Below are 22,928 nucleotides of genomic sequence, written 5' to 3'. Positions count from 1 at the left end.
ATCATTATCGAGGTCAATGGAACTTAAATAAGCTGCCGCCTGCACGATACAGACAGCAGCTTGAAGTGGCCTAACCTTTTTTTAATTGTCCTTTACAAGGGGTACATTTTAAAAAACCAGCTCCCCTTTTTATCGCGGGACCATTTGTCTGTGGTTTAGCAACTACAGTTACCATGGCCATTTTGATCTATGCTTTCGATATCGAATCCATGGTTAATGCGCTAATCTTTGGCGGCATTGTTGGTGTTGGATTGTTGGCTTCAACGACCGTCAATACGGCGATCAACCCAAATATGCCTCGCCCGCTGTTATACGGACTAATTAGCGGAAGCTATTTTTTACTTTCAGGTTTGATTATTAGTGTAATTATTGTAGCTATGAAATAATTTCTGCGAAAAATAAATCGCCTTTTCTAGTATGGAGACAGGTATCAACATCGACTAGGGTCACAGGCATTATAATGATAATAATGACTCTCCATACCTAGAAAGGAGAACTTACTTTGTCTATGGAAAGTGAAAATTTATTGGCAATAACATCGCGAGAAGCTTTGAGAATTTGGCTGCAGGAAAACGGACAGACCGAAAAATTTTGTTGGGTAGTCGTAAGCATGGCGCCAAACCCGGATTCGTTGCTGTATTTGGATGCAGTCGAGGAATGTTTGTGCTTTGGATGGATTGATGGGGTAAAAAAGAAAATTTCTGAATCCCAGCTGGCGCAGAGACTATCTCCTAGAAGCAAAAAAAGCTCATGGACTGAATTGAATAAAGAACGCGTCCGCCGCCTCGAAAAGCTGGGATTAATGAGCGACGAAGGAAGAAAGGTGCTTCCTGATATGGAGCCCCATTCCTTTAAAATAGATCGCGTTATAGATCAAAGGCTGAAAGAAGACCCGCAAGGATATGAAAATTTCAGCGCATTTCCAGCTCTTTATCAAAGAGTTCGAATCGATACGATACAAAGCTATAAAAATCAGCCATCCTTATTTGAAAGCAGATTAGACAAATTTATAGCCAACACGAAAGAAAATAAAATGTACGGTCAATGGCATGATAATGGGCGCCTCCTGGATTATTAAGCTGCCCTATAGCTCGAATAGAGAGAAATGGTTTGTTAAGGTGATCTCCTTACCTCTAATCCATATCCAAATGAGCAGACCGCCCCCTTCGGGCGGTCTGCTCGCATTTCCAATAACATTTGCATCGTTTCATATTTGTATCATTTCATATTTGAACTCAAGCCCTCGAATGATAAGCTTCATTCAGTTTCATTCCGTTTCATTCACTCATTGGCGAGGCATACTACAGCTTCCCCAGCAAATTCGCACGTATTTCTGCCAGCTCCTGCTCACGCACCAGCTTGCCATTTTCAAAAATCGTCTTCAGCACGTCTTCGTGCTTCCTTGCCTCATATTCCTGCACGCTCAAATCGTCAGTGAGCGTCAGCACGCCGTCCTGCTCGGTTACGAGCACGAGTCCGGTTTGCGATTTTTTCACTTTGCCGATATCGGTTGCCGGGTCTTTGAAAATTTTGCGCTCTTCGCCGTTAATAATCGTAAACGTCGATTTCAGCGCAAAGCCGAACGTATCTCTCGTATTGTACTGGTACGTGAACGAGCCGATACCGAACACCATATTTGTGGAAGCAAAACCCTTCTCCGCCAGCTTCTCGCAAATTTCCCGGCAGCGGCTGATCGTAATCGCATCCCCATAAATCGCGCCAATGTGGCTGTCGAGCTGCTTAAAGCCCTTCTCCGTCACTGTGCCGCCGAAAATATCCCACAAAATTTCAATAACGCCTTTGCGCTCAAATGGATGCTGCGAATCGGGATCGCCGCAAATGATTTTGACCGGATCTCCACTGTCCGGGCGAATGACAACCTTGCCGTCACGGGCTAGAATATCCTCTTTAAGCCCTCTGACCACCACATCAAGCACGCTCCACAAATCCCATGTATCCGAGACGATCGAGACGAAGCCATTCGGATACACCTCATTGATCAAATAGCGGTACGATGCCATTTCATCGGTGCCATGGGCGCACATCACGCTGTGCTCGGTCGCTGGAATCGAGGTGCCTACCAGCTCTTTTTCCATATTCGCGCCATAAAATTGCTCCAGATACAAAATCGCCGGAACCGTATCCGTTCCCGTGAACGACAGCAAATGCCCAGCGCCGCTGCCCTTCGCCGCTTCAAGCGAGCTCATGCCCCGCATCGAAAAATCATGCCCCTGAAAGGGCACGCCCGACGTATCGCCGTTCGTCTGCAAAGCGTATTGCTCCAATATTTTGCGGTATTCAAAAGCTATCGTCGCGCTCGTCGTCGGCATCCAAAGCTGGCACGACATGAGCGTCTCCAAATAATTGGTTACCCAGAAAAAGTCAGGGTGCGTATTTTCAATCGTCAGCATCGGCACTTTAACCGGAACGATCAAGCCTTCCTCCACAGCCTTGATGCGAATGGGCAAGTAGCCGAGCTCATGCAGCGCAGCGATGTGCGAAGCATCCGGATTAGCGTCGCCCAGTGCAAATTTCAGCACGCGGCCGTATTCCTCTACAACCTCTTCCTTCGTTCTTACGAAAAAATGCTCATTGAAATAGTCGATCAAATATTCCTTAATGAAGGCTTGAAAACCAAAGGCGACCACTTCCTCCACGCCTTCCAGCCGGCTAGTACGGGCGGTCCAGGTCGAGTAGACGAATTCCGTCCCTTTCGGATACTGGTTTTTGTGGCTGATTTTATAAAAATCGCATAGCAGTGTCGCAGGGTAAGCTGTCTTCGTCGTCATTTTAAACCTCTCCCCATTCAAAAAGTTGGATTTTCTCATGTCCCGCTTCATTCAGCATCGTATTGGTCGTAAACACTTTATCGATAAGCGGCGAATCAAGCAGCTTGCCCTTATGAATCGAAGGCTCACAATGCCCTACCAGCAAATAAATTTCCGCCGCACCCAAGCCTTTGAGCTTCTCCGCACTGCGCATGAACGTTCCCCCGTAGGAGCAAAGATCATCGACGATAATCGCCTTAAAGCCAACGCTTGCCACCTGTCCAACGACATCAAGCCGTTCTATTTCACCCGTCTGAAAATTCCGCGCCTTAAAGCCGACCAGCTCGTTATAGCCGCGAACTTTGCTGTAGCGCTTCTGCGCCCCGGCATCAGGGAAAAATAAATAATCAGCCGAACGGTCAAAGCCCGTCGCCTCAACGACAAGGTCCAGCAGTTCAATCGTCGGATACCGTGCCGAGCAATTGTTCAGCAGCGCTAGCGTCACATCCGAATGCGGCTCCAGCACCGTCACATGCTCAAATGCCAAAGAGTTGATCAGGCCGCTTACGTATTTCAAGGTAAACACAGAGGTGCCCTCGATCCGGTCCATCCGGCTGTAGGGCATATAAGCAATCGTCAAGCCCGCCTGCACCTTCCGGCTGTCCAAATATTGCTTCACGAACATCAGCTTAATCAAGTCGCTGTCATTGTCATATTTAAAAGCAAGCGTATTCTGCTCGGCTATCAATGCCGTAATCGCATCACCATCGACAAGCGTTTCCCCGTTGGGGAACGTTTTGAACACAAGCTCCACGCCATTCAGCTTGATCATCCTGCTCACTCTCCTCGCTGCTTCGTAGTTACCTTCTAAATCTGCCGTTCCGCTCCGGTACGCTTTGATACGCTCAAATCGTTCTACAATCTCTACTCTATCTTTTATCCGTAAATCGACAGCTGCGGCTCTAGCCCCGTAAACCGGTATAGCTGAGCCGGGCGCTGAGAATACTGATTGGAGGACTTTAACGCCCCGGCCGCATCCACGACTTTCTCAATAATGCCGCTGCGGCTTTGCGTCGAGGTGATTTTCCGAATAAAGTTTTGTTCTGCAAAATCCGGCACGACCGCTTGTATGACCTGATACAGCTCGGCAATCGTGAATTCATCCGGTAAAAAAGCTTTCGCTATCGTCGTCGTCAGCATCTTCCGTTGAATTTGAATCAGCGCATCTTGAATTAAGATGCGGTGGTCAAAGGCAAGCGGCAGCTTCAGCGCCTCCTCTACCGGAAACAGCTGCACCTCCGAGGCATCGACCGCCGCCTGCCGATTCGCAAGCTGCTGCTCACCCACGAGTGCAAGAAATGCATGTGAAATCATCCAGCCCCGCGGATCACGTCCAGGCGCACTATATACGTTAAAATATTCGAGATGAACCTCGCTAACCTGCGTCTCTTCCAAAAGCTCACGTCTGGCACATTCCTGCACCGTTTCCGTTTCCAGTGTAAAACCGCCCGGCAGCGCCCATTGCCCTTCGAAAGGCCAAATGTTACGCTTGATGAGCAGCACCTGCAGCTCATGATGCGGCAAAGCTTTCTTAACCTTGCTGCGCTGGGTTGAAACAATCGTAAAGATCACGATGTCCGTCGGCGCTCCGTCCGGCGTTCGGTAATGATCCGGCGAATAATTGGATTCATTTTCGATCAAGTGCTTCACTTCCTGTTACGATTTAATTTTCTATTTGATATTATCATTATGACATTATTAAATCATTTGTCAACCCTTTGAATGATTTTTAGGCTATTCCTTCCCATATGTTTATACAAGAACGCTACTGACAATCTGTTGTCAGTAGCGTTCTTGTATATTCAACGTATAGTTACGAAAGGGAGGCTCACACTTTCAAAATGGACATGAACAACGACGCTTTTATTTTTGAAACACCGCTTATTGAAGGCCTGATTCTTCGAAGAAGAAATCGATTTATTATGGAAGTGGCGATCGACGGCATCATTTATGATTGCCACTGCCCCACTACAGGACGCATAGGCAGCATCGTATTCCGCGATATTCCCTGCCTGCTTTCCAAGAGTAAAGACTTGACCAGAAAAACCCTCTACACCGTAGAGGCCATCTCACTCGATTTGCTGTCTGAGCCAAATAAATCATGGATCGGGATTAATCAAAATGCGGCAAACCGCTATGTGGAACATTTTCTGAAAAATGGCCAGCTCTCTGCTATGGTCAGCAGTGATAGCGTGAAGCGGGAACAAAAGCTTGGCAATTCCAAGCTTGATTTTCTTGTAGGGAATACTTACATCGAGGTCAAGACCCCGCTTACAACTTTACAGGTTGAGAAAAAAGAACATATCACGACCGCAAAAGGAAGTGAATTCAATTCCTTCGAACGCTTCCTTAAGCATATTGGCCAGCTTGAAGCCAGCTTAGAAGAAAATGATAGAGCTATACTGTTCACTTGTTTTATCTATGATAGTCCAGGATTCAGAGGCTCTAAGAACGGCAAATACAGCAGCTATATTAGAGAATCCGTTGAATCTTCTATAAGAGGGGGAGTTGAAATCTGGCAGGGAAACTTCAAAATTACAGCTACCGAAGTGAGCCTTATCCGGTATTTCGAAACCACAACAGATATGATGAACTAGTGCGGCTGCTCAAAAAAATTAAATAAAGGGAGCCGCTGCAAATTGAATAAAACAGAACGCTTGTTATCGATCGTTCTAGAGCTGCAGCGAAACAAGGTGCTGAAGGCTGAGGAACTGGCAGAGATGCTGGAAGTTAGTCCTAGAACGATTTATCGGGATGTTCAAGTGTTAAGTGAATCCGGTGTGCCCATCATCGGTGCGACTGGATTAGGTTATTCTTTGATGAATGGCTATTTTCTGCCGTCAGTGAGTTTTACGGTAGAAGAAGCAGCAGCGCTGTTGATTGGAGCCGAGTTTGTAGAACAGCGTTTTGATCCTGTCTACAGCAGGATCGCCCGCTCTTCACGCGGGAAAATCGAAGCTGTATTAACGGAGCCCATCCGCGACGAAGCGGATCGGATACGCGATAATATCCTTCTGCTTCACAAAGAAAATGAACCAGAAATAGGCGAACGGGAGAAGGCTTACGTGGCCGCCATCCGTACCGCCATGCTTGAAGGCAAGAAAATCCGCTTTGAATACCACAAACGAGCGGCACAAGCGAATGAAAAACATGAAATGCTGCGAACGGTTGCCCCTTACGGGCTCGTCCTTGATGAACAAAATGGCTGGCTGTTAGTTGCCCATTGCGACTTGCGGGATGACATTCGCCATTTTCGGGTATCGCGAATAAAAGAGCTTGCCACTATGGATGATACGTTCCAGCTACCTAGCAGCTTTCACCTGCACGACTATCAGCCGAAGGATGACCGCAACGTCAGCGTCCATGTGCTTTTTAATGCGAGCATCGCGGATAAAGTGAAAATAGCAAACAACTATTATATGGAGAATGCCCGATTGAACGCCGATGGATACTACGTCACCTTTCGCGTTCGACAACCGGAAGATCTGCTGTCCTGGTTGCTTGGCTGGGGCGCAGATGTTAAAATCCTTGAGCCCGAAGCTTTCAAACTCCGTATGAAAAAAGAAATCGAAAAAATGTTGAAACGTTACTGACAGTCTAGTGTCAGTAACGTTTTTGTATAGTGTAGATAGGCATGAGGTTGCCGTATTGAAAAGGAGGAAACCAAAATGAACGCAACAAAAGAAACGATATTGGTTACAGGCGCAGGCGGAAATTTAGGAAGATTGGCCATTCAATGGCTGCTCGAAAACTATGATGGGCCGATTATAGCAGCTACCCGCACCCCAGAAAAACTTTCGGGTCTTGCCGACCACGGAGTTAGCGTACGGCATGCGGACTTCAACCAGTCTGAGACGCTGGCCGATGCTTTTACCGGGGTGCAGCGTCTGCTTTTGGTAAGTACGGATGCGCTTGAAGTGCCGGGTCATCGAATCAAGCAGCATTCGAATGCCATACAAGCTGCGGTTAATGCGGGAGTAAAACATATTGTTTATACATCGTTTTTCAACCCTGAGCCCGGTACAGCGAATTTAACGGCGGGAGACCACTACAGCACGGAAGAGTCTATTAAGAACAGCGGCCTGTCTTATACGATTCTTCGCAGCAATCTGTACGCCGAGAATCTGCTTCAATCCTTGACGCATACGGTCGCTACAGGCCAATACGCTGCTGCTATCGGCGAAGGCAAAATCGCTTATGTGACACGCAAGGATTGTGCTCATACAGCCGCAGCTGCACTCGCTTCCTCAAACACGGACAAGCACACACGGAATGTAACTGGGCCAGAAGCGCTATCCGGTTATGATATCGCTCAAATATTGAGTGACATCGCTAAGAAAGACATTGTCTATATTCCAATCGAGACCGCACAGCTCGTTGGCATGTATGAATCGTTTGGCGTTCCGAATGCTGTAGCGCAAGCATTAGCTTCCTTCGATACCGCCTCGGCCAGAGGGGAATATGATCAGACGTCAACAACGGTTCAAGAGCTGACTGGTCAAGCTCCTACAAGCTTGAAGCCATTTTTGGACGAGTATTATTGGAAGACGGTTACGGTCTGCTAAAAGAATAGAGCGCAAAAAAGCGGGAGCTGCTTCTTTTCAAGAGCAGCTCCCGCTTTTTTAACCATCCTCGCTTCTTCCCTTAAAGCCGCGGATTTTGCAAGTTTTCGGGCAGCATATAATCCATCCCATAAATAATATAAAAATACTTTCTGCCTCTTACTTTAATGGCCGTCTGGGTCACCCTTCGTCCTATACGTGGACAACGCCAAAGAAGCATGTGCCGAAATCACACATGCTTGCTTAGAACTATTCTTAAGGCATCGCGGCCTATTCATGTAAATGCTAACTACTGCTCTGCCGCTTCCTAATTTCATTCACGCCCATAATAACTGCAATCAGCTCATAATCTCCGAGCTGGCGGGTTTCGTTCCACAAGCAATAAGCGCCGGATTGCATCCAGCCGCTCGTCTGCGCGAAGCTCGCAATCGTCTCCTCACGGCGGTTCATAATCACATACTCTTTGGAAAACGCTGGCGACTCAATTAAATAAAAGCCGCGCTCGCCCGCATCATACTCGAACCGCTTATTCATGAAGCTCATTCTTGGGCGCAGCACACCGAGCGGAGCGCCGTAGCTGTCGCTGACTTCCCATTTCATTGAGAAAAAACGAAATTTCGCCTCGCACATTTTCGTATCATTGGCATCATAAACTTCCAGCGAAGTGCTAAACGCACTTTTCAGATTAACCCATCCCGCAGACTGCCCCGTCTCATTCATAATGCCTGTACCGCCGGAATTGAATAAGTTGTCTCTGAAATATAAGGACATGCAGCCTCACTCCCCTTCTACGATGTCATCACCATATACGAAGCGCTCCAGCAGCAGCAGTTTCTCCTCATTCAGCTCGCCTGAATTATCAAAATCAAGCACCGAAGTGGCTGGAATCGGCCAATTCAGCTTGCGCGGTCCCAGCGAGCGGCTGAACGTTTCCCAATTGCCAAGCTTCCACTCATCAAGCGCTAGGCCCCGTTCCTGTATCCGGCTGCGATGCAGCTCCTGATCCCGCAGGGAAACGAGTACGACCCGCACAGCTACATCACGCAGGCTTGCACCGATGGCCGACAGCTCCTGCTCAATCCAAAGCGGATCAGCAGTTTCCTTCGTGAAGGGGCCGATGACGAGCGCGTCCGTGCCAATCGCTACATTTTCCAAAGCTGCATCCATCGTAATCCGGTAGCCGAGATCGCGGCAGCGCACCTTATACAGCTCCGAATCACGGTCCTTCGGATCAAGTCCCGACGCCGTCATAATCGCCTCGGCCGCCGGACGCAGCAGCGTATCCATATCAAAAATCGCAGCGCCCTTGCGCCGTGCCAGCGCCTTGGCCAGCGTCGTCTTGCCCGCTCCCGCCCCGCCTAGAAAAAATACTAATTTTCGCATATGATTCGCCCCCACACTCTAATGATCATTACCCGCAAACCTGAACCAATGAACACGTTGTCAACTCTATCTCTCTACTATAAACGATTTTCTAATCTACTGGTCAAAAAACACCCCTTAAATACCGAAAAAACCTCCAAAGCCGCATGAACTCGCGGCCTTGAAGGTTGCTCCAATAAACGGCCGCAGAAATGGCCTATCTATTGTGTTAGTGAACTTTAATATTCAGCACATCGCCGGCAAGCTGCGTATTCACGCCTGCTCCGTCCGTGCCAATCAGCCTGGTCACCGCAAGCGCGGTCACATCAGCTGGCGCGTCCGCTTTAATGCGGAAGGTCAGCTTGAACAGATTGCCGAGCGGATTGTTAAGACCGTCTCCAACATGGCTGCCTTTCAAGCTGATAATGCCAGCAGCCTCTAAATGCTCGTTAATGACGAATCTGCCAGTATCCAGCGATTCTGGCGTTCTTACAAGCTCCAATACAGTCGGATCGAATTCAATTCGGATGTTTTGCTTCGCAATGCCTCTTGGCACATTTTGCAGCGCATATACAACATCGAACGTTTGTCCCTTTGCCATTGCGTTTGGCCCGATTAAGGAAGCGCCGACCGAACTGCGGTCATCCACAACCGGCGTCCAGTAATTTGGAATCGGCACATTCGCAAAATTCGTATCGGAAGCAAAATAGAAGCTCGTATACGTCGGTTGGTTATACGTCGTGTTTTGCCAAGCTACGCCTGTACGGTACTGCGAATCATGCATCAGCGTATAAAGCTTGCGGTCTGTCAGCTCTGTGCTCATATAGATACGGATAGCCGAGCTGTCCACGGTGCGCACCAGCATTTCTTCCCGCCAGTCTCCGAAAATATCGGCTACGAGCGAAGGCGTTCCCTTCGTATGATTGTTTGTGCGGGTTCCCGCAGCCGTCAGCAATCTGCCGCGTTTCCAATCATCAATCGTCGGTGTAACTTCCAAGGAGCCATTCACAATTTGCGTCGTCATATTGCCCGCCCATTTAATGTTCATATTCGTTCCAGGAGAGGTTGTGCTAATCTGCGTTCCGCTTGCTGTCCATGTGCCAACGGCCCATGTCTCCAGCCCTCTGTGATCCGGATCGATGTCGCCAACCATGCCGCGACCGGTATCCTTGCCGGTGTAGCCGCCATAAATGACTTCGCCTGTCTTAGCATCGCGCAGCGAGTAGCCATAAGGGGCATACGTTCCGCCCTCATGCACCATGAAAATTTCCAAGCCCGGACGGTCAGGATCAATATCTGCGACATGCAGCGCATCGCCATGGCCAAGACCTGCATACGTCCCCGGATTTGCGCTGCCCGGAGGCAAAATATCGCCCGAGCTGTATAGCAGCGTACCGTCATGGTCAATCGTCGAGGAGCCATAAATAATTTCCTGCTTGCCGTCGCCATCCACATCCGCCGTGCTCAGCGAATGCGCACCCTGCGTCGTAAGCGTTGCAAAAGCCGGATTCAGTCCCGGTCTGCCATGCGGCCCGTCATTAAACGGATTCGTCATCGGCACCCAGCCGCTATCGACAAACCAGTGCTCGCGCAAATGCTTGCCATCCCATTCATAGGAAACGAGCGTCGAGCGCGTGTAGTAGCCGCGGGCAAACACCGCATAAGGCTTCGTGCCATCCAAATAAGCGACGCCTGCAAGGAAACGGTCTACACGGTTGCCCGGCTCAATCCGCGCCATCGCATAGTCGCCCCACATAAGGCCATCGTCATGACGGCCCGGCTTGTAGGGGATCGTCTCCAGCTCCTTGCCTGTCGCACCCTCAAACATGGTCAAATATTCCGGCCCGCTCAAAATAAAGCCTTCAAAATCACGCAGCTTATTGTTGCCGCTGCGCGCCGGCGCATACACGTCCATAAAATAATCCGTCAGCTCTTCCGCATCCTCGCGGGACAGGGGATATGCATACTTAGGCGCAATACCGAAGCTTTCTTCCAGCGTTGCCGGCCAATTGCCGTTTACGACTTCCTCATGCTTGTCCCAGTCCATGAACATATTTACGACATGCTCATAATAGCCCTGCTTGCTCACGCGGTAATCATCATCATGGCTGTACCCTGCTGCAATATCCTCCTGAGGCATCGAAATATATTTTTCAGAAGCGATGCCGCCGCTGCCATCGTATTTCGTTATTTTGGTACCTGGAGCCGTTTTGAACATCATTTCCGCCTTGCCGTCGCCGTCAAAATCATACACCATAAATTCGGTATAATGCGCACCAGCGCGAATGTTCGGCCCCAGCTCAATGCGGTAAAGCTGCGTTCCATCCAGCTCATAGGCGTCAATAATGACCTCGCCGGTGTAGCCCTTCTGCGATACATCTTTGGAATTGGAAGGGTCCCATTTCACGATATATTCGTATTGCCCGTCTCCATCCACATCGCCGACGCTCATATCGCCAGCCGAATAGGTGAAAGCTTCGCCCACAGGCGTAACCCCATCTGCCGGTTTATTAAGCGGCAAATCGTAATAGCCATCGCCCCACGGCTTAGCTTCGCTGCTTCGTGCCAGCTCTTCCCCATCCACTACAGCCGCCACCTGGTAACGCGATGATGTGCTGCCCTGCGGGTCCGAATAGTTCGTGCTGTCCGTCACCGTCGCAATAAGCGCGCCATCCCGGTAGACGTTGAAATTCGCGCCGGTCATCCCGCCCGCGGAATAGCCAGTTACTTCATTTCCTAGCAGCCGCCAGCTGAGAAATACGCTTCCTGAAGAAGCGACAGCTACAAGTCCTCTATCCAAATATTCCAGCTGTACTTTGCCTAAGGCAGCCCCTGCTTGTCCCGAAGCCGTCGTTCCCGCAGCAGTTGCGCCTGCGGTGCTGCCGCAAAGCAGCGTAAGCCCCGTTAACGTGGCGGCCGTCTTTTTAAGCCAGTTGGAGTGGTTGCTGAACATAAATCAATCGCATCCTTTCGATTTGAAGATCAATTGGTTACGCTTACAAAACACAGGTTAAACTAGCTAGCCTCCTTTGCTCGACACCTGCTTAGCGCAGTAAATCCCTTTTTAGTATATAGATTCCTATTTTCCGGCACTAGGCAAAAAACAGAGTTTTTCCATTAAATAACCGTCTTTCCCCATCATTAGAAGACATTCCCTTGTGCCTTCACTATCTTAAGCTCAAATGATATCGTCAATCATTTTGTTAGATAAAAAACAGAGAACCCTATTTCCGGGCTCTCTGCGCACTCTGACTATCATTTTGCCGCTATATTATTGTTTATTCATATTTTGATGAAGCACGGCTAGCATTTTCGCCGCTTCGGCTCTTGTTGCGCCGCCTTTCGGATCAAAAGCATTGGCGCCCTTGCCCGAGATGATTTCTGCTTGCTGCAACGAAGCAACGGCATCTGCTGCCCACGAGCTAATGCTACTTTGATCAGCAAAGGTGACTGCGCTGGCCGTCTTAGGCAGCGTGAAGCCAGCCTGATCGGTAAATCGCTTCAACATGACAGCCATTTCCTCGCGGCTAATCGATACATTTGGTTTAAATTCATTGCTGCTTGAACCTTCAACTATTTTATGCTCTGCTGCCCAGGACACATAAGGCAAGTACCAGTCTCCAGCTTTGACATCCCCAAATGCAGAAACCGTATATCCAGACACATCTGCGCCTGCAACACCAGCCAGTATTTTAGCAAATTCCGCTCTCGTGATGCTTTTGTTCGGCGCGAACTGGTTGCTGCCGCTGCCGGAAATCATATCCCGCGCAGCCAGATAGGAAATATATGAAGCTCCCCAATGACTGCTGCTGTCGCTAAAGCTGATCTTATTGTAGCCTACAGCATAATGGCTCAGATGGTTCGTTACGAAAGTAACCTTGCCATTACTGTAGCTTGAATGGTTTAGAACATTCGGCTTCCCATTATTGTCGATATAATAAGCAACAATAGCGTTTGTATCCTCGCCCTGTGCAGGCGTATACGGAATATCGATCTGAATGCTGCCGCCGCCAAAGGCAGACAGGCTGGTAGCGCCGGATTCAATCGAAATATCCAATACAGGCCTTGTTCCAACTAACCGTTTAGCTTCCGGTGTAAGCGTATCTTCTTCGCTTTTCGCTACCTCGAACCTAATATTATTGCCTGCTGACTTCTCTATCGCATTCAGCGTAGTCGAAGGGATGGTAAGAGTACCGAATGGCGTCACCACGACAACTTGATCTACTTTGCCGTTAGACAGATTAGTAACAGCAGCTTTGGATAGCGTGATGCCAACTGCTTTAGCGTTGTCCGCCGCTTCAACGATAAGCGTCACAATTCTTGAGCCCGTTTCCATTGCCTGAGCCTGCTCCGTCACGGTTTTAATCTGTGCGTCGTCAATGACAGCCTCAGCATTTCCATTAGCGTCAGCCTTTGCTGTCACCGTTACACCAATGGAGCTCGGATCTACAGGGCCGGACGGTGTAGGCGTTGGAGCAGGTGTCGGCGAAGGAGTCGACGGATTCGAATTGCCCGAGCCTGTTGAGCCTCCCGAATTCGACTTATTCGTAATTTCCAGCACCACTTGATTGGCCTGATAAACAACCTGAGTATTGTACTGGCTCGGTACCCCGCTAATCTCAACGGCGGCAAATTGACCATTTTGTTGACCAGCGCCATAGCTCATAAGAGTCACAGAACCAACGGTCGGCACATAGCTGCTTGGAAAATTCACCTGCAATTTTCCGTTCGCATTTACCGCTCCCTTGATTTCCAGCACATCGCTTGCGCTGTCGACGTTAAGCTCAAGCGTACCATTCGCAGCTTGCGTGAAGCTTCCGCCAATCGTCATTTTTCCTGCTGCCTTCTCTACTAGCGTACCGCCGTTATTCACGACATCGCCGCTGCCCAGAGCTGTTGCCGAGCCGCTTTCCAGCGTACCCGCGTTAATCTGGGTACCCCCGGAATACGTATTTGCACCGAGCAGCTTCAAGTCGCCAGTGCCTTCCTTCGTCAGCTTGCCTGTTCCAGCAATGTTGTTCTTCCAGCTGTCCGCTGCATGGAAGCCGCCTTTGCTGGCATCCATCGTCACGGTTACGTCGCTGTCAAAAGCACCATAGCCGTCTGCTGCGGCGAAGAGATTCAGACGTCCCCAGCCCTCCGGATCATCCAGTACCGGATAGCCGGAAGCAAGGCCAGTCGTCGCCAAAACAGCACGGCGCTGCTCGCCCGTCAAATAAGGCTGGCGCGTTTCCAGCAGCACTTCAGCGCCTTTAGGCACAACCATCGGTTCAGTTGTGGATTGGATCTGATCGAAGCCATAGGTCAAACGCTGGGTGAATTGCGCTTTATTTTTCTCATAGTCAGTGAAACGATCTTCCGCTGTACCTGTTTCGGTCAACAGAAGAGCATGCGCTTGATCATAAGCATCCTGCTTAAGTGCCGCATTGTCCGGGTCAGACAAGGTAGCTGCTGCCAGCGCTGTAGCCATCACGCGTCCGCCTATGACATCAAGCGGAGAATGCATGCCCGCTATAATCCGGCTGTTCCCCATTTCCGAAGCACGGGTCAGCAGCTCTTGGAACCGCTCAGGCACAGCATAGGCCAGTGCATAAGAAGCGAGATACGAGGCGTTCGTGTGACCGCTTGGGAAACCGCCATCCGTAGCCGGCGTTGTGCTGATTGCAGGAACCAGCGTAGGCACGATCATAGAAGTATCATTAGCCCAGCGGTATGGACGCATATAGCTGTAGAAGTTTTTCGCCGGGTTGCTGGATGCGTAATTGCCTCGCAGCGTCCCGATCAAGTCTACCATTTTGCCAAGCTCGGAACCCGAATCGCCCGCTTTATTGGAGCCATTGCCGTCGTTGTATTTGACCGATGTGGCATCATCTGGAATGCTTGTAATCGTCGTGAATGTTCCCGTTTTGTCGCGATACACATCAGCCAGAGCACCAAGACCTTCAGTCGCTCCATACGATTGATTTCTCCGGTCAACGAGATACGCCAATTGTTCATCTTCCGCCGTACGCGTAGCAGCTATGTTTGCTACATATTGAATGTTGTAGTCCAACACGCTGCTGTTCAGCTTCGTGCCATTGTCCCAGGATGTTCCTGGCTCCCAGAGATCCTGAAACCCGGACAGTACGCCGATGACTGGATTGGAATATACCGATTGGTTAGCAGAAATGCTGTTTTTGTAGTTGTCTACAAAATGTCCCCATGCCGGAGCTGGCGGCAGTTCAATGGAAGCTCCAATGGAAGCTCCATTTGATGCTGCGGTTGCAGCATTCCCCACTACGGAATTGGAAAGCAGTAACAGGCCCAAAGCAGCAGATAGATACTTTCTTGTAGATTTCATTTTCAAGTTGAGTCTACTCCTATCGTTTCGTTTTTTGTTTTCCGAACCGATTTCGAGCGTAACATTGGGCCTTGCCGCTGCTCAATATAACAATTTCTGAAATGTATAAAAATCGTATTCTATCCTCGCCATCCGCCCTTTCCTTCCTCATTTCCTTCCACTTTCCTTCCTCCTTTCTTTTATTGCTTTTCCATTTTCAACCGCCTTTGCTCCTATTGTTAAGATTTGATTAATGGGTATAAGTCCGTCCACCCTGTGGTGTATAATCTAGGCGGTGAGGGGGGGAGTAAGCGGTGAAAAAATGGAACTCCGTATTTGCGAATCTAGCCATTTCATATATAGCGATCGTGCTTGTCATCGTTTTGCTGCTTTGCTCCGTCTTCTATATCTACTTCTCAAAAAGCTACGAAGCGGAGCTGCGCACCAAAAACCAGCTGATTTTAGAAAATACAGCCCAAACGATTGAAGCCACGGTGCTCCAGCGAGTTCAGCAAATTTATTTGAATTTATCTCTCGACAAAACCGTAGATATCCGTTTATTTGCTGACGCTTCCTATAAAAGCAACCTTAGCAAGGCGATTGACCTGCAGGAGCTGCTCCAGACAGAAGTCGCCGGCAGCTCGGACATCGTGTACGCCGTTCATTTGTATTATCCTAAACAAAATATAATGCTTTCGTCGAACTATGGGCTTAAGTTTAATGCCGATCAAGGCAGCGGCGCCGTATTTTTTGCCGACTGGATGAACGGGATGCGCGGCACTAAGCAGAGCCATCTCTGGACACCTGCCCGGTTGATTCCGCAGGATATTTACTCCAGTCTGCCCGATAACAAAGGCGAAACTTTAATTACTTACGCACACAGCTATCCATTCCAAGCCTCCGGCAAAAATAACGACCTTATCATTGCGATTGACATGAAGGCAAGCGCGATTAGCGAGGTTATTCGGAATATGATGCCTACACAATATGAAAGCACGTTTATTTTGGAGCGTTCTGGAAGCCTGATATCAGGCTCAGCTAGCAGAAGCCCAAATTTGCACAGTGCTTACAGCTCCAGCTTTACCGAGACTTTGCTGTCCAAGGCGGAGGCCGGGAACTTTAACGATACGATTCAGGATGAAGCCTATGCCGTTTCCTACCAAACACTGCCATCGACCGGTTGGAAAATATATAGCGCCCTGCCTGCCAGCTTCTTCTATCAAAAGTTGATTTTTGTACAAAAGCTGATGCTGGGCATCTGTGTCATGGCCCTTTTGCTAGGAATCGTATTATCCGGGATTTTTGCCAGAGCGAATTACAGCCCGATCAAGCGATTAGTGGGAAAAATAAAGGATTTGTCTGGGCATACGCCTGACCATGCAGCCAATGAATTCAAGCTAATTGACACAGCCTTCATCAGGCTGAACGACAAGGTCAGCAGCCTAGAGGATACCCTTGAAGCCAATAGCTCGGTTATTAGGCACAATGTTTTGCTGAACCTGCTCCATAACCGCTATACCCCAGAGAAATTGGCCGAGGAGCTCCCCTTTTTAGGCATCAATCAGCCATACAGCCATTACTGCTGCATGATTGTAAATTCAGATCAAGCTTTTGCCGGGTTAAGCTCCCGAGATCAACAATATGCGACGTACAGGATGATTACCCAACTGCAGGGCGCTTCTCTGCCAGAAGGGCACATCATTGCCGAGGAGCTGCCGGACAAGACGATTGTAGTTGTTGTTTTCGCTAAAAAACAATGTGACGCGCTTTTGGAACAGCTCTGCCAGCTTCTATTAACGGAAAACAAGCAGCAGTTCCAGCTGGAATCTCAAATATCTCATGGATGCTGGGTGCAGGACATTATTGATGTCTACAAGAGCTACAGCGAAGCTCAGACCCTAATGAAATATGGTTATTTTCTGCCGGACCTGTCGATTCTGAATGATCGCGCTCTAATGGATCGGGAGAACTGTGTTGAAGAAATTCCACAAGCTATGCTTATGAGGTTCAAAGAAAAATTGCACGCTAGGCAATCCGCTGAAATCGTAACGGCGGTCGATCAGCTGGTCAAAACGATGCAGGAAGGCATGTACGCTGCCGATTACTGCCACTTTATTTTGGCAAATACCGTATTCGTATACTCCGATTATGTGAAGAGCGTCCGTTACAAATACCCTGATCAAGGCAATATGGATGTATATCATCAGTATCAAGAGATTCACAACATTTATTATTTTCGGAATTGGCTGGTTGAATCAATAACCGCATTCCTAGTGCAAATAGAGAAACGGAATAACGATAGAGCCATCTCTAGCGTCGAGGCTGCCAAGCAATACGTGCGCAGCCATCTGTCGGATGATCTGTCTCTTGAGAAGGTGGCTGCTCAGGTGTTTATTAGCCCCAAGTATTTGAGCAAGCTCTTTAAGGATGAGAACGGCATCACCTATACCGACTATGTCACCAGCCTGCGAATGGAAAACGCCCGAGCATTGATCGAGAACAATAATATGTCAATCGAGCAAATCGCGAGTACGGTCGGCTACGGAACCGCAGCTTATTTTATTAAGAAATTCAAGGAAAAGTACGGGTGTACACCGGGCAATTATTTGCGCCAAACGGTTAAACAAGCGTAGCCGCTTTAGCCTAACACTGCATGGCACTGCACGCCAGGACTATGATTCAAGGAAGGGCTCATCATGAATAAGAAGCAATTACGACGTATCACCGCCCTTATCGCAGTTGTCTGTCTAAGCATCGTTAGCGGATGCGAAACGAGCTCTGTGCAGCTGTCTGCCGCACAACAAGTGCAGCCTTCCATTTCTTCTGACACCCCGCAGTACAACATTTCCTGGACGATGCATCTGAATTTGCCTGTTCCAGACGATGCCGAGATGGTTCGCCTCGTGGAAAATAAGTTCAACGTTAATCTGGATATTTGGGATTTAGAAAACAATAAATACGAAGCTTTACTAGATATGAAGCTGGCGCAGGGGGAAATTCCCGATTTGTTCCGGATCAGACAGCCGCAGGACCTCCTGAAATATCAACAGCAAGGCTTGCTGGCCGAAATTCCGGAGGAGATGCTAAAGCAATACGCCCCCAACATTTTGAAAGCTATTAAAGAAAATGCGCCCGCTTATCAAAATGCTGGAAAAATCGGCGGAAACTATTACGGTATTCCTGTCATCAACCCCACAAACATCTACCGTATACCTGTTGTATATCGAAAGGATTGGCTGGATAAGCTGGGCCTGCCTGTGCCTGAGACGCTATCCGATTTTGAGAAGGTCATCTATGCCTTCGCAAATGAAGATCCGGATGGCAACGGCTTGAAAGATACGTACGGCTTGTCCAGGGAAGGAATGAATGTTGTTTTCGGTGCATTCGGGCAAATCGTTTTCGCAGACCAGCTCTACTTCGGGGTGAAAAATGAAAAGCTCGTTATCGGCGCATTGGAGCCGGAAATGAAGCAAGCTCTCCATTATCTTCGCAAATGGTACGCTGATGGCGTAATCGACCCGGAGTTTGTTACCGGGGAAAATAAAGGCGGCTACAAGCATCTGTCCCATGCCTTTATCAATGGAAAAATCGGCATGACCTCCATGGGGAATTACTATCATTGGATTCAAAATGGAGATTATTGGGTAATGAAGGATCAGGGTAGCACGAATGGCGAAGAGATTCCGGTAGAAGCTACGTTTAACGTGAAGGAATTAACAGCGGGCAATCCGCAGGCCCGAATTGTGTTCGGACAACCCTTTCGTGGACCAGAAGGAAAACGAGGCTCCAAAGCCTATGATATGCTGATGAGCTTTACCGCTATCGGGGCTGACGCGGCCAAAGAGCCGGGGAAGATGGAGACAATCCTGCAAATTCTGGACGATGTGAGCGCCAATCCCGATCTCGATGAATATACCTCGATGAAATACGGGATCAAAGGCACGCACTGGACATGGGCTGGAGAATCGAAGGAAGATGTTATTGTGCTGCCTCCCTTTGACACCATGTTCAACTATCAAAATACAATCGGCGCCAATTTGGGTATGACGGTACCCTTGGTCCCTAAAGAACGAAGAGAGCAATGGGCCTCCACCTTAGGACTCGATCAGGATGGCATCTACAATGCTTTGGAAGTTGCGACTCCCTCTTTAATCGACAATGGAGCTGAGTTAATCAAGTTAAAAAATAAAGCCTATGTCGCCTTTATTACTGGCGAGAAGCCCTTGGAGGACTTTGACCGTTTCGTCCAGGAGTTTATGAAGGCGGGCGGAACAGAGGTGCTTCGGGAAGCAAATGACTGGTATCGCCAGCATGCTGTGAAATGAAAGAAATCATGTATAACCTCTGCCCATTTATTCCACAATAAGAACGTTTTGTTACAGGCGCATGCCGCGCCACTACAAGGAGGTTTTAGGATGAGTACATCTACAACACAAACGCCTAAGCAGACGCTGCCGCCCCAGCATCAGGATCAGCAGCCTGGATTGGAATCCGTTATGCATCCGCAGCCTGTCTATAAATCCGAAACTTATAAAGCTGCTGGCAAGCTGCTTGGCAAAGCAGCCATTATTACCGGCGGTGACAGCGGCATCGGCCGCGCTGCAGCGATTGCCTTTGCAATGGAGGGCTGCGATGTCAGCATCATCTATTTGGAAGAGGACAAGGACGCAAACGTGGTGAAGCAGGAGGTCGAACAGCTCGGCAGACGCTGCCTGCTGATTTCCGGCGATATTGGCGATGAAGCCTTCTGCAAGCAAGCGGTAGAGCAAACAGTAAAGGAATTCGGCAAGCTTGATATTATCGTCAATAATGCCGCTGAGCAGCATGTTCAGCAGCGCCTTGAGGATATTACGGCGGAGCAGCTTACCGCGACGTTCCGCACTAACGTTTTCGCCATGTTTTATTTGACGAAAGCGGCGCTCGCTCATTTGAAGCAAGGCGCATCCATCATTAATACGACATCGGTTACTGCCTATCGCGGCAATGAAACGCTGATCGATTACTCAGCCACCAAAGGCGCGATCGTTTCCTTCACCCGCGCCCTATCCGCCAATTTGGCGGGCCAAGGCATTCGGGTCAATGGCGTCGCGCCGGGTCCTATCTGGACGCCGCTTATTCCCTCCACCTTCGATGCTCAGAAGGTGGCTACATTCGGCGGCGATACGCCGATGAAACGCCCCGGCCAGCCTGCCGAGCTCGCCGCAGCCTACGTCTATCTTGCTTCGGATGATTCCAGCTATGTCACCGGGCAAGTGATGCACGTCAACGGCGGAGAAATCATTAACGGTTAAGAACAAAAGTGCACCTCCCAGCCTTGTATTGGATTGACGCCCGCTAACATGGACTTTTCCAATAGGATCTGTGCCCGCTTAGATGGGATTTTCCAATATTTACTCTGGGAAGTGCATTTTTCTTTCGATGAACTAGAGTGTGTATTCAAACCTGTGTGGGCCTGCCACTTCTTGCCCAAAGCTTATTCGATGCTTGAGCACTGCTGCCAATCTCATCTGACGACTCCAGTCTAAGACTTGAGAACCGAAGCATGCGATGGTTGCTGAGACCCCTATTGCTTAGACCACACAACAGCTTGAGACCGCTGACCCTTTTTTTGGCGGACTGAGGTTCCGCTATTCTGGATTTTTGCCCGGTTTCAGGCCGTAAGCGGACAGGAAAGTCGTTATCATCCTCATTATCCTGCCAAAATGGTCATTTACAGCACAATAGCGGCTCCTGAGTCCGCAGCCTGTGCCTTGCCCATGATTCTGTTGAAATAGCGGCTGCTGTGTCCGCCAAATCTATCTTTGTTCAGAGTATATACACTAGCAGAGGCCCTACATACGTTTAAAGCTAAATTTGATCACGATCTAGCCTGCTCACGTTTGCATACACGATCTGGCTTGCTCACGTTTGCATACACGATCTAGCTTGCTTACGTTTGCATACACGATCTAGCTTGCTTACGTTTGCGTACACGATCTGGCTTGCTCACGTTTACATTCCGATCTAGCCTGCTCACGTTTGCATACACGATCTGGCTTGCTCACGTTTGCATACACGATCTAGCTTGCTCACGTTTGCATACACGATCTGGCTTACTCACGTTTGCATACCGATCTAGCTTGCTCACGTTTGCATACACGATCTAGCCTGCTCACGTTTGCATACACGATCTGGCTTGCTTATGTATGCATACCCGCACCGCCACTAACTAATTTGCCGTACTCCCCATGATCGTGAATAGCGGCATGCTCAACCTGAATCGTGGAATGGACAATGCCATAGCGGTTTTTTAACAGCTCATTCATTGCGAGCGTTATACAATACGGTTGAATGTTGCTTCGCGCCAACACATGTGCTGTAAGGGAATAATGGTCGGTCGACACCGCCCAAAGATGCATCTCGTGCACATCCTCAACGCCTTCCACCCCTCTAAGATCACGGCGAATATCCTCCAAATTAAATTGCTCCGGCACAGCTTCCATTAGAATCACATACGCCTCTCGGATGATCTTGTATCCGCCAAATGCAATAATGCCGCCAATGACGATACTGATAATCGGATCTAAAATCGACAACCCCGTCAATCGAATGAGTATCGCTGACACGATAATGCCAACCGAACTAAGCAAATCGCCAATGAAATGCCACAGCGCGCTTTTCACATTCAGATTGTTCTCTGTCTTCATACTTCGGCTCAGCACCAGCGTAAGCACGATGTTTACGATTAATCCAATGATGGCGATGCCGAGCATAAGGCCAAGATCAACCGGCTCAGGATGAATGATCCGCTTTATCCCTTCTACGAGAATGAAAAGCGCGATGACAATGAGCGCCAATCCATTCAAAAATGAAGCAATGATCTCGAAACGCAGAAAGCCGTACGTATACTGCTTCGTCGGACGTCTCGTCGCCATATAGATGGCGAGCATGCTCAGCCCCAATGCAAGGACGTCTGAAACCATATGAGCCGAGTCCGACAGCAGGGCAAGAGAGCCGGATACGAGCCCGCCAACGACTTCAACAATTGTGAAAAACAAAGTGAGCATCAGCGTAATCCACAGCGTCTTCTTGGAAGCTGATTGCTCCTTCACATGCTCAAGATGATGAAACTCTCCTATTTTCATGGTAGCCATCTCCTTCAAATTAATTATAATAATTATCTTTTTATAATTAATATAATTATATGCCCATTTACCAATACATACAAATGGACATTTTATGGATAACATGAAGGATAATCATTCTCTCTCGGGCTGCGCGCACGAAAAAAAGCGGCTCTCCAAGCGAGAGACGCTTAGAAAGCCGCTAAACTATGGGATAGGCGAAATGCAGCTGTTCCCCGCCCCGCTACTCCGCCCTTGCTTACTCCTCTTCCGGGCTCAAATGCACTTTATCCTCTTCGTTATCGCGAACGGTTTTCTGAAGCACGAGGCAGGCTACAATCAGGAAAGCTCCGGCGATAGCGTAGTAGCCTTTTACATAGAAGGGTTCCTCTAAAGTGTACAAGCCGATATATTGCGACAGCACAGCAATGATAAAACCGATCCAGGTCATGAACGTAAAGGCTGGCGTATTGCGGTTGCGATAGGAAGGGTTTTGCTCCTTCAGAAATTTATCCTCATCATTGTCGCGGGCTAGCTTCTGGAGCGTAAACGAGGTAATGATAAGCAGTATTCCCGTTACGGCGTAGTAGCCTTGAACCGAAAGCGGCTGGTTCAGCGTATAAATGCCGATAAATTCAAAGGCGAATGCGAGCACAAAAGCTCCCCAAGCCATAAACGTATAAGTCGGTGTATTCCGGCGGCGGTAAAAGTTCATTGATTTGCGAACAGGCATCTGATTTTCCATAATAGGCGT

General features: G+C 48.9%; 17 protein-coding genes and 2 pseudogenes. 8 read left to right on the top strand and 11 right to left on the bottom strand.

The features are described from left to right. Positions 1–128: 128 nt before the first annotated feature. Positions 129–386, top strand: a pseudogene (locus AC6B99_RS02580) (DUF1761 domain-containing protein); the annotation flags it as partial. Positions 387–508: 122 nt separating this feature from the next. Beyond that, entirely contained in the window at positions 509–1,078 is a 570-nt protein-coding gene (locus AC6B99_RS02575) for a YdeI/OmpD-associated family protein (RefSeq protein WP_496662698.1), read from the top strand. A 223-nt stretch (positions 1,079–1,301) separates the two neighbouring features. On the opposite strand, the gene AC6B99_RS02570 is transcribed toward AC6B99_RS02575, so the two are convergent. From AC6B99_RS02570 to AC6B99_RS02560, 3 genes are all read right to left on the bottom strand, one after another. Continuing rightward, positions 1,302–2,789: a nicotinate phosphoribosyltransferase gene (locus tag AC6B99_RS02570; RefSeq protein WP_496662680.1), complete on the bottom strand. Its 1,488-nt coding sequence runs from the start codon at positions 2,787–2,789 to the stop codon at positions 1,302–1,304. A 1-nt stretch (position 2,790) separates the two neighbouring features. Continuing rightward, complete coding sequence (locus AC6B99_RS02565) at positions 2,791–3,600, bottom strand: ribose-phosphate pyrophosphokinase (protein ID WP_496662679.1); 810 nt, start codon at positions 3,598–3,600, stop codon at positions 2,791–2,793. Between the two features lie 104 nt (positions 3,601–3,704). After that, positions 3,705–4,469: an NUDIX domain-containing protein gene (locus AC6B99_RS02560; protein ID WP_494880139.1), complete on the bottom strand. Its 765-nt coding sequence runs from the start codon at positions 4,467–4,469 to the stop codon at positions 3,705–3,707. A 200-nt stretch (positions 4,470–4,669) separates the two neighbouring features. Between AC6B99_RS02560 and AC6B99_RS02555 the strand changes: the two genes are divergently transcribed. The 3 genes from AC6B99_RS02555 to AC6B99_RS02545 all read left to right on the top strand — a co-directional run bounded on the left by AC6B99_RS02555 (position 4,670) and on the right by AC6B99_RS02545 (position 7,393). Beyond that, positions 4,670–5,425 carry a DNA/RNA nuclease SfsA gene (locus AC6B99_RS02555; RefSeq protein ID WP_496662678.1) on the top strand — a complete coding sequence of 252 codons (756 nt, stop codon included), beginning with the start codon at positions 4,670–4,672 and terminating at the stop codon, positions 5,423–5,425. Positions 5,426–5,467: 42 nt separating this feature from the next. Next, positions 5,468–6,421, top strand: a complete 954-nt coding sequence (locus AC6B99_RS02550; RefSeq protein ID WP_496662677.1) for a helix-turn-helix transcriptional regulator — start codon at positions 5,468–5,470, stop codon at positions 6,419–6,421. A 75-nt stretch (positions 6,422–6,496) separates the two neighbouring features. After that, on the top strand, positions 6,497–7,393 hold the full coding sequence (locus AC6B99_RS02545; RefSeq protein ID WP_496662676.1) for an SDR family oxidoreductase: 897 nt from the start codon (positions 6,497–6,499) through the stop codon (positions 7,391–7,393). A gap of 79 nt (positions 7,394–7,472) precedes the next feature. Here the strand turns inward: AC6B99_RS02545 and AC6B99_RS02540 are convergent, their stop codons facing one another. The 5 genes from AC6B99_RS02540 to AC6B99_RS02520 all read right to left on the bottom strand — a co-directional run bounded on the left by AC6B99_RS02540 (position 7,473) and on the right by AC6B99_RS02520 (position 15,092). Then, positions 7,473–7,610 carry a hypothetical protein gene (locus AC6B99_RS02540; RefSeq protein ID WP_496662675.1) on the bottom strand — a complete coding sequence of 46 codons (138 nt, stop codon included), beginning with the start codon at positions 7,608–7,610 and terminating at the stop codon, positions 7,473–7,475. 65 nt (positions 7,611–7,675) lie between these two features. Beyond that, positions 7,676–8,161, bottom strand: a complete 486-nt coding sequence (locus AC6B99_RS02535) for a hypothetical protein (RefSeq protein WP_494859206.1) — start codon at positions 8,159–8,161, stop codon at positions 7,676–7,678. Positions 8,162–8,167: 6 nt separating this feature from the next. Beyond that, positions 8,168–8,773: a P-loop nucleotide/nucleoside kinase family protein gene (locus tag AC6B99_RS02530; RefSeq protein ID WP_496662674.1), complete on the bottom strand. Its 606-nt coding sequence runs from the start codon at positions 8,771–8,773 to the stop codon at positions 8,168–8,170. A 208-nt stretch (positions 8,774–8,981) separates the two neighbouring features. After that, positions 8,982–11,705, bottom strand: a complete 2,724-nt coding sequence (locus AC6B99_RS02525) for a rhamnogalacturonan lyase family protein (RefSeq protein ID WP_496662673.1) — start codon at positions 11,703–11,705, stop codon at positions 8,982–8,984. A 318-nt stretch (positions 11,706–12,023) separates the two neighbouring features. Continuing rightward, complete coding sequence (locus tag AC6B99_RS02520; RefSeq protein ID WP_496662697.1) at positions 12,024–15,092, bottom strand: S-layer homology domain-containing protein; 3,069 nt, start codon at positions 15,090–15,092, stop codon at positions 12,024–12,026. Between the two features lie 293 nt (positions 15,093–15,385). On the opposite strand from AC6B99_RS02520, the gene AC6B99_RS02515 reads away from it, so the two are divergent. The 3 genes from AC6B99_RS02515 (at position 15,386) to AC6B99_RS02505 (ending at position 20,362) form a co-directional block, all read left to right on the top strand. Next, positions 15,386–17,704, top strand: a complete 2,319-nt coding sequence (locus AC6B99_RS02515; protein WP_496662672.1) for a helix-turn-helix domain-containing protein — start codon at positions 15,386–15,388, stop codon at positions 17,702–17,704. A 63-nt stretch (positions 17,705–17,767) separates the two neighbouring features. Beyond that, positions 17,768–19,396 carry a type 2 periplasmic-binding domain-containing protein gene (locus AC6B99_RS02510; protein ID WP_496662671.1) on the top strand — a complete coding sequence of 543 codons (1,629 nt, stop codon included), beginning with the start codon at positions 17,768–17,770 and terminating at the stop codon, positions 19,394–19,396. A gap of 90 nt (positions 19,397–19,486) precedes the next feature. Then, positions 19,487–20,362, top strand: coding sequence for an SDR family oxidoreductase (locus AC6B99_RS02505; protein WP_056035887.1), 876 nt, complete (start codon positions 19,487–19,489; stop codon positions 20,360–20,362). A gap of 888 nt (positions 20,363–21,250) precedes the next feature. Here the strand turns inward: AC6B99_RS02505 and AC6B99_RS02500 are convergent. The 3 genes and pseudogenes from AC6B99_RS02500 to AC6B99_RS02490 all read right to left on the bottom strand — a co-directional run. Next, on the bottom strand, positions 21,251–22,195 hold the full coding sequence (locus AC6B99_RS02500) for a cation diffusion facilitator family transporter (protein WP_496662670.1): 945 nt from the start codon (positions 22,193–22,195) through the stop codon (positions 21,251–21,253). Between the two features lie 238 nt (positions 22,196–22,433). Beyond that, positions 22,434–22,625, bottom strand: a complete 192-nt coding sequence (locus AC6B99_RS02495; RefSeq protein WP_496662696.1) for a YiaA/YiaB family inner membrane protein — start codon at positions 22,623–22,625, stop codon at positions 22,434–22,436. An 84-nt stretch (positions 22,626–22,709) separates the two neighbouring features. Continuing rightward, positions 22,710–22,847: pseudogene (locus tag AC6B99_RS02490) on the bottom strand (YiaA/YiaB family inner membrane protein); the annotation flags it as partial. Positions 22,848–22,928 lie beyond the last annotated feature (81 nt).

Source organism: Paenibacillus liaoningensis, assembly GCF_059609455.1.
The sequence above is the reverse complement of the archived record's forward strand: the minus strand, read 5'-3'. Positions and strand labels throughout refer to the sequence as shown.